Origin of the sequence: Chryseobacterium bernardetii (genome assembly GCF_003815975.1) — a bacterium.
GTDB lineage: Bacteria > Bacteroidota > Bacteroidia > Flavobacteriales > Weeksellaceae > Chryseobacterium > Chryseobacterium bernardetii.
On sequence record NZ_CP033932.1, the window covers coordinates 2,735,107 to 2,748,764 of the forward strand.

The window sequence follows — 13,658 nt, forward strand, 5'->3', positions numbered from 1 at the left end:
GCTTAGTGATATCGTAAAATAGTGATTTTATGCTAAATAAATACAAATAAATTTAAATAATTTAAGAAAAATCTTGACAAAATTTTGTATGTTACAGTTTTTTTTTAAATTTAAACCTTGGATTTGTAATTTATAAGATCCATGTATAAATTGCTAAAAGACAGATCCAAACCAAAATAGTAAATCTCAAAATAATAATAATATGGCAATGTTTAATTATGGTGTTGGCGGAAACGAAGTAAAAGTAGACGCTAATGAAGCTATTCAGGAAATACAGGAAAATAAATCACTGATAGTAAGCCAGCTTACAACAGAAGAATCTTATACCCCTGAAATTGTAACAGGATTAAAAACAGTAGAAGATGTGTTCAAACACTTCCAGCCTTCTGTGTCGGTACAGCATGAAACAGAAGATGGAGGAGTAGTTGATGAAGAATTCCGTTTTCAGAATCTTGGAGACTTTACTCCTAAAAGCCTTACTCAGAAATCTGACTATCTTCAGCAGCTGAGCATGGAGCAGGAGCAGTACAACAAAATTGTACGTCAGTTGAAAACCAATAAAATTCTTCGTAATATGCTGGAGAACGACCAAACCAGAGCGGCGTTCATTGAAGTATTGAAAGAAGTAGCACAAGAACTTGAAAAATAATTAAAGACTTACATTAAATCATGGATAGCAAATTACAGGCGCAAGAAAGCCAGCAGCAGGGACAGCAGCAACGTGCAGGGCAGCCGAAGGGTAACCCGCTTGCAGAGCTCAATAAAATAGGAGGTTTTGGCTTTGTTGAATCCGTTGTAGACGGTATCGCCAATATGAACCCTACAAGAAAAGCAAGGAAAGAGATCTTCCTTAACGATAGCAATAAAGCAGAAGAAAGAAAAGAACTTCTTCAGAAGATCAATCTTTGGGTAAGCCTTTTAGAAGGTAATGAATCTGCTGATAAAATGGCTGAAACTTGCAAAAATAAAGCACAACAGGCTGATCAGAATTTAAAGAAAAACCTTAAAAATACACTGGATGCAGTTCGTCTGTTGGAAACGAACTACAGAACGGTAGCCCAATTCTACAAAAATACAGAACTGGATAAAGTAGATAATGTAAGTATTGTTAATGCAAGTCTTGAACAGGTTTCAGACTTAGACAATCCTTTATTTATTGATGCCATTGCTGAAGAATTCAAAAATTACTACGACCGTTTAGACCTTAGAGATAACTACTCAATCCTTGCTATCCCTGGATATTTGGGATCTAATAAAGTGATTGAAAAGTGGGCTAAAATCTGTAACGAGAACAAAGTAATGATGGTTACAGACTTTGCCAATCTTGATAAACCGGATGATGTAGTAGACTTATTCCATTCTGCAAACCTTACAGGTGGTGAACTTCACAGAAGTAACGTTATCATGACGTGTAACTGGCTGGTAGGACGTGGAAAAGCTGAAGAAGTAGGAGAAGAAGAAAACGTAGAGCTTCCACCTTCCACTTCATTAGCAGGAAAAATCCATAAAACACTGATGTCTCAGGTAGCAGCAGGTAAAAAACATGGTAACATCAACGAGGTAGATGCTGTAAAATTCGAATTGAAGAAAAGTGAAATCTCTCAATTGGAAAAAATGGGTCTTGTACCAATGGTGAACGAATATGGTAAAATTATGGCTTTCTCTGCAAAGACACTATTTACAGGAGACAATATCGGTCTTCAGACCTATTCCGTAGTTCGTGTATTCGACTATGTAACTAAAGTATTACTGGACTTCCTGAACAGAAGAGCATTCGAAAACTGGAATGCGAAAAACGAAGACGATTTGAGAAGACAAATTGTAACATTCCTTGACAATATCAAAGGACCAGACAAGTTGATCGAGAAATTCAAGATCGTACGTTTCGAGCAGGATAGAGTAAACAAAGACAGAGTGTGGCTTGATATCCGCATGACCCCTTATTTCCCTACAAAAAGTTTCGTTATTAAGCTAGACGGACACAAAGGAGATGATGGTAACGAATGGGATGCAGAATACGCTCAGGAATAATAACACCTTATTTTTAATCATAAAAACCGATGCATTTTTTACATCGGTTTTTTTCTACCAATATCTATGAATATTAAAATGAAAAGTAAACTTATCATTAGTCTGCCTGCATTATTAATGGCTCTTTTGGTAAGCTGTGAAAAAAAATACCAAAGTCCCGGGCAATACGAAGAAGATCTTTTTGCAGACGAACGTCAGGAGGGAAAAGCCTATATTATGAATGAAGAAGAATGTTTTGATGGCAGTGAGCTGGTTCTGGCAAGCTCAGAAGTAAAGCTGTCAGACAGTTCAAAGGGCCGTGGAAAAGCATTTTTCCTTTATAAAGTAAGATCAGGAAAAGTTTTGAAAACAGTAAGGGATTCTGCTGTGGAAATGCCAATGATGTTTTTATCACCGCACAAGCTGAAACTGAAAGAAGATTCTATGTACTTATACCTTAAAAAACTGGAAGGATACCGTTTTATTGCTAAAGACAGAAATCTGAAATACCAATGGTTAAGAGGCGCATCCGTATATTCTGTGAAGAAAAAATAAAATAAACCTATCTTTGTGGTCTTTAAATAATGCTGAAGAGGCTAAATTCCCTTCAGGACTCTAAACAGATTGGTTTTTGGAAAAGAATAGTACAGCCACAGAATTTCTTCATATAGGAAACAGGCTTTTGGAATGGTATCGGAATAATGCAAGAGATCTGCCTTTCAGACAGACAAAGGATCCTTATAAAATCTGGATCTGCGAAATCGTATTTCAGCAGACAAGAATCAATCAGGGGCTTAATCACTATAATAATTTCATTAAAAGATTTCCGGATGTAAAAACTTTGGCCGAAGCTGAGGAAAATGAAGTGTTGCTGTATTGGAAAGGGTTAGGCTATTATTCAAGAGCCATCAATATTCATAAGGCTGCCCAGCAGATCATGAATGATTATGATGGTGTATTTCCCAATCAGTATGAAGAAATTTTAAAGCTGAAAGGCATTGGGAAGTATACTGCAGCCGCTATTTCAAGTATCTGTTTTGGTGGAAAAATTCCGGCGGTAGACGGAAACTTTTATCGTGTTCTCAGCCGTTTCTTTGCAGATGATTTTGATATTTCAAATTCAAAAGCATTTATTTATTTCTCAGAACTGGCAACCTTGGTCATGCCGGATAATGTTGGAGATTTTAATCAGGCAATGATGGACATCGGTTCAGAGATTTGCAAACCTAAAAATCCTTTGTGCGGTGAATGTCCTATCAATGAAGGCTGTCTGGCTTTTTCCCTTCAGAAGACCTCTGATTATCCTGTTAAAACAAAAAAAATAAAAGCAGAAGATCTTGCTTTAACCTATTATTTTGTTCACAGAAGCGGAGAATTCCTGATCCGTCAGCGAACAGATGATTTTATCTGGAAAAAACTGTTTGAATTTCCTACAGCTATTTCTAATGATATGGAGCCTTTTATTACAGGTTCAAAAATAATTTCCCATAAACTCACACACAAGAATTTAAGCATTGAAATAGTGAATGTTGAGGTAACTTCAGAAGATATCTGGAATCGTTTTATAGCTGAAAATCAATACCAGATTACGGATGTTGAAGGCTCTCATGAAAAATCATTTCCAAAGCCTCTGGAAAATTACATTCAAAACTCATTGAAAGACTGAAATTTGTCTTCCGAAATCTGAAATCTAATTTGTACTTTTGCAAAATGATTAAAAAAGTCATTTTTATTTTTGTATCACTGCTTTTAATTTCATGTGGAAAAGACCCGGTTCCGAAACCGTACGGAGAGCTGCGTCTGGAATATCCGGCTCCGAAATATCAAAAGTTTGAAAACAACTGTGCCTATACTTTCGAATATTCGGATTTTGCCAATATTACAGCTGCGAAAAAACCTTGCTGGTATTACCTGAACTATCCTAAAATGAAGGCAAAGGTTTTCGTAACCTACTATCCGATACAGAATGACTTTGCTCAACACATCAAGGAAGCAGAAAAAATGGTATATGAGCATACCATCAAAGCCAGTTCTATAGACACGAAATCCTTTGAATACCCCGAAAAGAAGGTATACGGGAACTTCTATGAACTGAAAGGACAGAGTGCTTCCAATCTTCAGTTTTACATTACAGACAGCACAAAACACTTTGTGACTGCTTACTTATACTTTAATACGAGACCGAAACCGGACTCTCTGGCTCCTGCAGTAAACTATATCAAGAATGATATGAAACACCTGCTGGACTCTTTTGAATGGAAAAAATAATTACTTTTAATATACATTGAAAAATATATGAAACTTTTAGTTGTAGGAAGTGTTGCATTTGATGCAATTGAAACACCATTTGGTAAAACGGACAAAATTTTAGGCGGAGCTGCTACTTATATTGGGATCACTTCATCTATTTTAGGCGTTAAATCCGGTATTGTTTCTGTAGTAGGAGGAGACTTTCCACAGGAACACCTTGATATGTTTACAGACAGAGATGTCAATATCGAAGGAATTGAAATCGTAAAAGAAGGAAAAACATTCTTCTGGTCAGGAAAATATCATAATGATTTGAATACCAGAGATACTTTGGCTACAGAAGTAAACGTATTGGAGAATTTCGATCCTAAAATTCCTGATTCAATGCAGGATGCCGAAATTTTATTACTTGGAAACCTACACCCTGGAGTTCAGTTATCCGTATTGGAGAAAATGAACAACCGCCCTAAGCTTGTTATCCTGGATACCATGAATTTCTGGATGGATTGCGCATTGGATGTTCTGATGGATATGATTGCTAAAACAGATGTAATCACCATTAATGATGAGGAAGCAAGACAACTTTCAGGAGAATATTCTTTAGTGAAAGCAGCTAAAAAGATCCACACAATGGGTCCTGAATATGTAATCATCAAGAAAGGAGAGCATGGAGCTTTACTTTTCCACGATAATAAAGTATTTGCAATCCCTGCACTTCCGTTAGAAGATGTTTTTGATCCAACAGGAGCCGGAGATACTTTCGCCGGAGGTTTTGCCGCTTACCTTGCTAAAAAAGGAAAAATTGATTTCGATACCATGAAGTCTGCATTAATCGTAGGATCTGCAATGGCTTCATTCACTGTAGAGAAATTCGGAACAGAAAGAATCCAGGAAGTACAGGAATCTGATATGTTCAGCAGATTGAGACAATTTAAGGAATTGACGACATTTGATGTTGAACTGCAGTAAATAAGTCTTTTTAAGAAATATTTATAATAAAAAATTGAGTGAAATTCGTTAAGAATTCTAAATTTGCAACTTGTTAAAATAGTAAAATGACAAATAAACTAAAAATCACTTATCTTCTTGGGATTTTCATCATGATATTTTCATCCAATATGATGAATGCCCAGCTAAAACCGGGAGATTTAGTGGATGGTATTGCTGCTGTAATCGGAAATGAAATTGTTTTGGAATCTGATGTTACAGAGCAGATGAATTATGGAAAACAACAGGGAGCTACCAACACAGACAAATGTGAGTTCCTTGAAAGCCTCATCAACAATAAACTTCTTGTATACGAAGCAAAAAAGGATACGCTAATTGAAAACCGTTCCGCAGCGATCAAAGAACAGGCTAATCAGAAATACCGTCAGTTGCTTTCTCAATTTCCGGATGAAAAAACATTATTAGCTGCTTATAAGTTCAGGAATTCTTATGAAATGAAAAACGCTATCGAGAAAATCGATACGGATCAGTATTATGGTCAGGCAAAATATCAGAGAGTTACAGAAAAAGCAGACGTTACCCCTAATGAAGTAACTGATTTTTATAATATGTATAAAATGCAGCTGCCACAGGTAAAAGACGAAGTTACTTTAGCGCAGATCATGATGTATCCTAAATTAACGGAAGCCCATAAGCAGGATCTTATTAACAGACTTAAAAAAATCAAGCAGGATATTCTTGGCGGGGAAACTTTTGAAAGCCAGGCAAGAATCTACTCTGAAGATGAAGGTTCAGCTTCCAATGGTGGATTATATAAAAACATCAATAAAGGACAGATGGTGAAGCCATTTGAGGCTGCAGCATTAAACCTTCAGGAAAATGAAATCTCAGATCCTGTTGAATCTGAATTCGGATACCACATTATTCAGCTATTGAAGAGATCAGGGAAAGTATATGATGCAAGACACATCCTACTGAAAGCTACTCCTACAGATGAAGAGCTTAAAACAGCGAAAGCTAAGCTGGACAGCATCAGGGGTCTTATTATAGACGGGAAGATGACGTTTAAAGATGCAGCATTCAAGTTCTCAGATGATAAAAGAACTAAATTCAATGCAGGTATTATTCCTGGTGGAGACGGTTCTGATAAAATTGAAAGAGAAAGCATCCCCGGAACAATCAGTTACGAGTTGGCAGGTCTGAATAAAGGAGATATCACTACTGCTTTTGAAGATGAAGACAACAGAAGAAAAGCTGTTAAAATCATTAAAGTGGAAGACGTAATTCCTGCACACCAGATTACTCTGGAAACAGATTTCAGCCGAATCAAGCAGATGGCTCTCAATAAAAAGAAAAATGAAATGGTTGAGAAATTTGTCAACTCTAAGTTGCCAACCACTTTCATCTCCATAGACGGACGTTACGATAACTGTAATTTCAAATCGAACTGGAAGAAAGAATCAATCAAAAAATAAAATTAAACCTTCAGAATTTCTGAAGGTTTTTTTATGTCTGAAAATTAGTAAAGGAGATCTTTAACATAAAATAAAAGTCTTATAAACAATTCATTTAAAACAAGCGTTGTATTTATCATTGACTACATCGAAACTTCGATTTCTGACGAAGGAAGAATCTTCATAGAAGATGTTATCAAAATTTAATCATAGATTATTTTCCAGCTATTTCAATCCAAAATTATTCCCGTAAAACCTTTGTTTTTAGTATTTTTACAACATGAGCAATTTTATAGATTTCAATTCGGCAAAAAAATTACACAATATGCAGGCCAGCCAAAATAGAATTTCAGAACTTTTTAATATTAAATATCCGATTATCCAGGCAGGGATGATCTGGCATTCCGGATGGAGACTGGCATCAGCCGTTTCTAATTGTGGGGGATTAGGTTTAATAGGTGCGGGAAGTATGTACCCTGATATCCTTAGGGAGAATATTCAGAAGTGTAAGCTGGCTACCGATAAACCTTTTGGGGTGAATGTTCCTATGTTGTATCCCAACATTGAGGAAATCATTCAGATTATACTGGAAGAAGGAGTTAAAATCGTATTCACTTCAGCCGGGAATCCTAAAACTTATACAGAAATCTTACAGAAAGAAGGCTTGAAAGTAGCTCACGTAGTTTCCTCTACAAAATTTGCTGTAAAATGTGAAGATGCAGGAGTAGATGCGGTGGTGGCAGAAGGCTTTGAAGCCGGTGGCCATAACGGAAGAGATGAAACTACAACATTCTGCCTTATTCCAAATGTTAAGAAACATATTTCAAAACCGTTAATTGCAGCTGGAGGAATTGCTTTAGGTTCGCAGATGAAAGCGGCTATGATCCTTGGAGCTGACGGAGTACAGATCGGGTCCCGTTTTGCAGCAACTACAGAAGCAAGTGCTCATGAAAACTGGAAAAAGAAGATTACAGAGCTGCAGGAAGGAGATACTCATCTTACCCTGAAAGAACTGGCTCCCGTAAGGATGGTTAAAAATAAATTCTTTAATGAACTGGAAGAGATCTACCAGTCCGGAAGGAACAAAGAAGCTCTTATTGCATCATTAGGAAGGGCCAGAGCAAAAAAAGGAATGTTTGAAGGGGATATGGAAGACGGTGAACTGGAAATAGGACAGGTTTCAGCACTTATTGATGATATCCTTCCGGTTGAAACAGTATTTAATCATTTACTGAAAGAATTTGAAGAAACAAAAATGCCTTCTTTTTAAAAATTGCATGAGATCATATTATAATTTGACTTGATGGAGGGAAGAATTATTGATGTAAAGGGAAAACAACTATACACAGAATACTACAGCTCATTTGAAGGTAATCCAACTATTGTCTTCCTGCATGATTCTCTGGGATCGGTACAGCTTTGGAGAGATTTCCCGGTCAGGCTTTCAGAAGCTGCAAAGTGCAATATTCTTGTATATGACCGTTTAGGATATGGGAAATCTAATCCTATGCCTACTCATGTAAGACCTGTGAACTATATGGAGCTGGAAGCAGATTTATTGAATGATTTGCTGTTGGAACTCAATATAGACAATGCTGTTCTGTTCGGCCATAGTGATGGTGGTACCATTGCTTTAATCACCGCAGCAAAATACCCGGAAAGAGTAGTATCAGTCATTTGCGAAGCAGGACATATCTTTGTGGAAGATGTTACTTTAAAAGGTGTTTATGATGCCTGGGAGGCTTATAAAACCACTAGTCTGCCTGAAAGACTTCAGAAATACCATGGCGATAAAGTTGATACATTATTCAAAGCATGGACAGAAACCTGGACACGCGATGATTACAGATCGTGGAATATAGAATATCTTTTGAAGGATATTACCTGTCCGCTTTTGTTTATTCAGGGAGAAAAAGATGAGTATGGTACTTTGGATCAGGTGGAGAAAACCGTTACCCAGGTTAGCGGCAGCGCAGAGAGATATATTATTCCGGATGTAGGGCATACACCCCATAAAGAAGTTCCGGAGTTGGTATTGCAAAAAGCAGTAGGATTTATCAGGAATAATTTTTAATTCTAAATAAATTTAACGGAATAAAACATAAAGCTGTCTCAATTTTTGAGGTGGCTTTTATTATTCTTACAATATTCTGTATGCTTATTTACTGGTTAATTTACATATTTTCAGAGATTTTGTACAATATGTATCTTAATTAAACTCAGATTATATAGCATGTATTTTAATCTGATAAAAAAGTATCTCAATTATTTTTTCTGAGTTATAAAATTAAGTATAACAAAATATATCTGATTTTCTAAAAGTGTGAATGATTTTAATATGTGTTTAAGATGTTCATACTGGATTAAATTTACAATAAACTTACAATAAATATCACATTAAAGAGATATAGTATTCTTTATCTTTGAAAATAATTTATTAGTAGAACCAAAATGAATGATGCGAATCATTAAGTGTTTTGTTTGATGTGAATGTGTGAAGAGATGCAATTTTTGCATCTCTTTGTTTTTAAGATATTATAATAACTGAATTTCAGCCGCAATGTTTGATCTTGCCTGTATTTCATACTTCTCTTTAAAATAATCTGTTTTAAAGATGTTTTCAAGGTCCAGAAAATGTTTAAGCACCTTTTTTCTGCCTGGTTTATAAAGAAAGTCAGGATAGATGGAATATTCTTTTCTGATCATTTTGGTATAGGCCAGATAGGTATCAAGATCCTTTCCCAGAATTGAAAGATCGGCATCCAAAAGATAATTGGTATCCCCATCTTCTGATTTCTGATGAAATTTGGTAGCCAGAATCTGGTTAGAAACAGAGATTATGGTATTTTGCTGTAAACCAATTTCAGGCAGCCTTTCCACAGCCTTTAAAGCACTGTTTTCCTCATTGGATTTAGAGCTCGCATTATAAATAATATCATGATAGAAAACAGAAAAAGAAATTGCGGTAAAATCAGCAATATCACTTTTTACGGAATCTAATTCTTTGAACATGTTTTCAAGATGAAGAAGATTGTGATAATGTCTGCCTCTTTCAGTATATTTTGCTTCAATCTCTCTCCATAGGGTATTGATTAAGCCCATATCTTTATTGAAAAGTAAACAGAGCTGCTCAAATTGATTTCTCAGACTCATCATGGAATGGTATAAAAAAAGGAACTTTTAAAAAGTTCCTCTGTTTGCTTCAAGAACAGCTTTCAGTTCAGCCCAGCCTCCGCCGTTGTAACCGTCCTTTAATCCTTGAGTGTTAAGATATTCCAATGCTTTTCCACTTCTGTTTCCGCTTCTGCAGAACAAGATCACCGGTTTTTCGATAGAAAGGATTTCATCCTGTCTTTCTTCTACTTCACCCAGTGGAATATTTTTGGCACCATCTATATTTCCGTCCATTTCAAGCTCCATAGGCTCACGAACGTCGATCAGTTCATAGTTTCCAGATTGTATTACTTCTATTAAAGACATATTTGTTTGTTTTTAAACATTAAATTACAGACGAAATTACGTAATTTTTTTTTGAAAAACTTCTTGTTTCCACTATTTAAAATAGTGTGTATCCTAAAATTAGAGATACAGTCTTATAATCAGAATCTATACTTATATAATTTCGGAGCAGATTTCTGGATGTTCCAACTCTAACTTCAGCACTGAACTTATCATTGTACTTATATCCGGCTCCAAAAACAAAATTATATGCGGAAGCAACTTCTAATTCTTCCCGGTTGAATTTTAAGGAAGAATTTAAATTAACACCAATTGCATAATCGGCATTATTTAAAGTTTTTTGCTTTTAAGCGTAAAGTTTTAAAAAATGACAAATTTATAAAATAATCTTAATTTTGCACTGTGAAATTAATGAATGCTGGTGCTGAAAAATATTCCGAACTGATAAAATCCAAGGCTAAAAGCTTTGGCTTCCAGAATTGTGGCATATCTAAAGCAGATTTTTTAGAGGAAGATGCTCCACACCTTGAAAAATGGTTGAAAAACAATTTTAACGGGGAAATGAAATATATGGAGAATCATTTCGATAAAAGACTTGATCCTAGATTACTGGTAGAAGGCTCTAAATCTGTAATTTCACTTTCTTACAATTATTTTCCTGAAGAAAAAATCTCTGTTCTGGAGAATTTTAAAATCTCAAAATATGCTTATGCTGAGGATTACCATGAAGTTATCAAGGAAATCCTTCGTGAAATGGTTGCTGAACTGCAGGAAGAAATAGGAGAGTTCGGGTTCAGGGTTTTTGTAGATTCTGCACCGGTGCTGGAGAGAAGCTGGGCAAGAAAATCAGGAATCGGCTGGGTGGGGAAAAATGCAAATCTGATTACCAAACAGAACGGATCCTTCTATTTCTTAGCCGAAATTATCTGTGACCTTGAGCTTATTGTCGATCATGAAACAACAGATCACTGTGGTACCTGCAGAAAATGCATTGATGCGTGCCCCACAGATGCTATTGTTTCTGAAAAGATCATTGATGGAAGCCGTTGTATCTCTTACGCTACTATAGAATTGAAAAACGAAATTCCGGATCATTTCAAAAATAAAATGGAAGACTGGATGTTTGGCTGTGATATCTGCCAGGATGTATGTCCCTGGAACCGTTTTGCGGCTCCTCATAAGCAAAGCAGATTTAAACCCAATGAAGCCCTGAAAAATTTCAAAAAAGGAGAATGGAAAGAACTTACCCAGGAAATTTTCTCCGAGATCTTCAGAAAATCACCCGTGAAAAGAACCAAATTTGCAGGTTTAAAGAGAAATATTGAATTTTTAGATCGGTCTTCAGACTGATTTTTGTCTGAACTTTTGGTGACAATTCCCACTTTGGAAATTTTTCAAGTTCCAAACAAAAGCTGACAAATGACCATTCCTTAGATTTTCAATGCTAAAGAGGCTTTGATTTAACCGGACAAACTGTCTAAAAAGTTTTTTCCTAAAAGAAAAATTGATTTTCAGGAGATCAAAATCTCACCGAAAATCAACGTCTTTTTTGTATTCTTTTTGGAGCAGTTTTTACTCTTATTTTAAATCTTTTCTGTGACTTTGTATTTTTACGCATATTTGTGAATATTTCGTAATTAAATATAGCCATTTTTTCGATTAAAACAAATACTTTTACGAAAAATTATATATTAAATTTTATTCAAAAACATGACTGTGAAAACTATATTAATATTGATTCTGAAAATTGTAGGTATTATTTTAGGAATTGTAATTGTTTATATTCTCCTCGGATTACTGATCCCTTTCATTCCGGTTTCTGCCAAAGATGATGGTGAACAGAAAGATATTCCTGTTTATATTTATACCAACGGCGTGCATACGGATATTGTAATGCCAGTAAAGAACGATCTCAAAGACTGGAGTCTTATGATTCCTTTTGCAAACACAAAATCCAAGAAAACAGATTATCAATATATCGGAATAGGATGGGGAGACAAAGGCTTTTACCTCGATACTCCAACCTGGGCAGACCTGAAGTTTTCAACAGCTGTAAAAGCCGCATTTTGGCTAAGTGATTCGGCTATGCACTGCACTTATTATTATGAGATGAAAGAAGGGGAAGACTGTAAAATGATCATGATCAGCAGAAGCCAGTATGAGAATCTAATCAAATTTGTAGAAGATAAGTTTGACAGAGACCCGAACGGGAAGTTCATATTAATTCCTACCAATGCTGTGTATGGAGATAATGATGCATTTTATGATGCCAAAGGAACCTATAGCTTTCTTTATACCTGTAACACTTGGACAAATAATGCACTGAAAGCTGCAGGACAGAAAGCTGCTCTTTGGACACCGTCAGACTTTGGAATTTTCCAGCATTATAAATAGGTATTAAATCTATTTTTACGCTATTACTTATTGTTAAAAGAAAAAAGTAGATATAATTAAAGACGTAAGATGAAACATAAGCTTTTCCGTGAACAGCAACTGAACTGTGATCTAAAAACCGCATGGAAGTTTTTTTCCTCAGCCAATAACCTTTCGGAAATAACTCCAAAAGATATGGGATTCACATTAGTAACAGAAATGGAAGATGATGAAATTTATGAAGGAATGCTCATTGATTACTATGTTTCACCATTATTTGGAATTAAAATGAAATGGCAGACTGAAATTACGCATATAGATTTTCAGAAAAGTTTTATAGATTTCCAAAAAAAAGGGCCTTACAAATTATGGAAACATCATCATGAGTTTATTCCCAACGATGAAGGCGTTTTAATGAGAGATACTACAGATTATGAACTGCCAATGGGCTTCCTGGGAGAAATTGCCCATTCTTTATTCGTGAAAAAGAAACTGGATTATATCTTTGATTATCGTTTCAGGGTACTGAGTAAAGTATTTTAAAAAAACTAAGGTGTTGTTTGGTGGACAAAAGTATTTCCCGCATAGCCCACATATTTATAATTTACGATCTGCCATATCAGCTAAATCAGTGAGATAACAAATAAAGAGCTTCTTTGTTATTCTGACGGAGAAAGAATCTCATTATTTATCAAAACAAACATGATTTTATAAGCATTGTTTAAGTTTTTTTAACAGTTAAAGAACGGTAACTCCATCAAAATTTCTTATTTTTGCACCACTATCGTTTTTACTGAAAAACTAAGTATTCTGTTGACATGGCAAGTCTGAGGTCATTTTTCTATTTCTATATCCTGCTCGTCTTTACCCTATTCAATTCGAATTGGGCAGAAAAGTCATTGCAGAATATACCTCACATTCCGCATGTAAACAATATCCAGTTGCTGGATGTTTACGAGGAAGCAGATATGAACACGCATGCATTGCCTGCTGCTTCTAAAATTGTAAAGCATTCACTTCGTAAAGATGATGCTGCAACCGGAAATTTCTCAGCAGCTTTAAAAATTGCTCCGAAAATCACACTTCCTGACATTGCCGTTTCCATTATTTGTGGAGTAAAGTCTTTTCTCCATCTCCTCCAGTTGTATTAGGTTTAAGTTGTTG

The 13,658-nt window shown here is 35.5% G+C and carries 15 protein-coding genes; 13 read left to right on the forward strand and 2 right to left on the reverse strand.

All coding sequences use genetic code 11. The features are described 5' to 3' along the window. Positions 1-202: 202 nt before the first annotated feature. The 9 genes from EG339_RS12590 (at position 203) to EG339_RS12630 (ending at position 8,736) form a co-directional block, all read left to right on the forward strand. The gene (locus EG339_RS12590; protein WP_123870348.1) at positions 203-649 is read left to right on the forward strand and encodes a type VI secretion system contractile sheath small subunit; all 447 of its coding nucleotides are present in this window, start codon (positions 203-205) and stop codon (positions 647-649) included. Between the two features lie 20 nt (positions 650-669). Then, a complete protein-coding gene (locus tag EG339_RS12595) occupies positions 670-2,031 on the forward strand; it encodes a DUF5458 family protein (protein ID WP_123870349.1) in 1,362 nt (453 codons plus the stop codon). A gap of 78 nt (positions 2,032-2,109) precedes the next feature. Continuing rightward, positions 2,110-2,565 carry a hypothetical protein gene (locus tag EG339_RS12600; RefSeq protein WP_123870350.1) on the forward strand — a complete coding sequence of 152 codons (456 nt, stop codon included), beginning with the start codon at positions 2,110-2,112 and terminating at the stop codon, positions 2,563-2,565. Between the two features lie 76 nt (positions 2,566-2,641). Further along, on the forward strand, positions 2,642-3,676 hold the full coding sequence (gene mutY, locus EG339_RS12605; RefSeq protein WP_123870351.1) for an A/G-specific adenine glycosylase: 1,035 nt from the start codon (positions 2,642-2,644) through the stop codon (positions 3,674-3,676). A 44-nt stretch (positions 3,677-3,720) separates the two neighbouring features. Continuing rightward, positions 3,721-4,278 carry a gliding motility lipoprotein GldD gene (gldD, locus tag EG339_RS12610; protein WP_123870352.1) on the forward strand — a complete coding sequence of 186 codons (558 nt, stop codon included), beginning with the start codon at positions 3,721-3,723 and terminating at the stop codon, positions 4,276-4,278. Between the two features lie 27 nt (positions 4,279-4,305). Beyond that, positions 4,306-5,229, forward strand: coding sequence for a PfkB family carbohydrate kinase (locus tag EG339_RS12615; RefSeq protein WP_123870353.1), 924 nt, complete (start codon positions 4,306-4,308; stop codon positions 5,227-5,229). An 86-nt stretch (positions 5,230-5,315) separates the two neighbouring features. Then, positions 5,316-6,683 carry a peptidylprolyl isomerase gene (locus EG339_RS12620; RefSeq protein ID WP_123870354.1) on the forward strand — a complete coding sequence of 456 codons (1,368 nt, stop codon included), beginning with the start codon at positions 5,316-5,318 and terminating at the stop codon, positions 6,681-6,683. Between the two features lie 259 nt (positions 6,684-6,942). Continuing rightward, positions 6,943-7,932 (forward strand): NAD(P)H-dependent flavin oxidoreductase, encoded by a 990-nt coding sequence (locus EG339_RS12625; RefSeq protein WP_225717634.1) that lies wholly within the window; start codon positions 6,943-6,945, stop codon positions 7,930-7,932. Between the two features lie 33 nt (positions 7,933-7,965). Continuing rightward, positions 7,966-8,736, forward strand: a complete 771-nt coding sequence (locus EG339_RS12630) for an alpha/beta fold hydrolase (RefSeq protein ID WP_123870355.1) — start codon at positions 7,966-7,968, stop codon at positions 8,734-8,736. Positions 8,737-9,197: 461 nt separating this feature from the next. Here EG339_RS12630 and EG339_RS12635 read toward each other — a convergent pair whose 3' ends face one another. Together EG339_RS12635 and EG339_RS12640 are read right to left on the reverse strand one after the other, a co-directional pair. Next, positions 9,198-9,818, reverse strand: a complete 621-nt coding sequence (locus tag EG339_RS12635) for an HD domain-containing protein (protein ID WP_228459614.1) — start codon at positions 9,816-9,818, stop codon at positions 9,198-9,200. A gap of 24 nt (positions 9,819-9,842) precedes the next feature. Further along, positions 9,843-10,142, reverse strand: coding sequence for a rhodanese-like domain-containing protein (locus EG339_RS12640; RefSeq protein ID WP_123870356.1), 300 nt, complete (start codon positions 10,140-10,142; stop codon positions 9,843-9,845). A gap of 390 nt (positions 10,143-10,532) precedes the next feature. Here EG339_RS12640 and queG point away from each other — a divergent pair, with 390 nt between their 5' ends. From queG to EG339_RS12660, 4 genes are all read left to right on the forward strand, one after another. Beyond that, the gene (gene queG, locus EG339_RS12645; RefSeq protein ID WP_123872671.1) at positions 10,533-11,471 is read left to right on the forward strand and encodes a tRNA epoxyqueuosine(34) reductase QueG; all 939 of its coding nucleotides are present in this window, start codon (positions 10,533-10,535) and stop codon (positions 11,469-11,471) included. A 366-nt stretch (positions 11,472-11,837) separates the two neighbouring features. Then, on the forward strand, positions 11,838-12,515 hold the full coding sequence (locus EG339_RS12650; protein WP_378113301.1) for a TIGR02117 family protein: 678 nt from the start codon (positions 11,838-11,840) through the stop codon (positions 12,513-12,515). 69 nt (positions 12,516-12,584) lie between these two features. Further along, on the forward strand, positions 12,585-13,037 hold the full coding sequence (locus EG339_RS12655) for an SRPBCC family protein (RefSeq protein ID WP_123870358.1): 453 nt from the start codon (positions 12,585-12,587) through the stop codon (positions 13,035-13,037). 275 nt (positions 13,038-13,312) lie between these two features. After that, positions 13,313-13,645, forward strand: a complete 333-nt coding sequence (locus tag EG339_RS12660) for a hypothetical protein (RefSeq protein ID WP_123870359.1) — start codon at positions 13,313-13,315, stop codon at positions 13,643-13,645. Positions 13,646-13,658 lie beyond the last annotated feature (13 nt).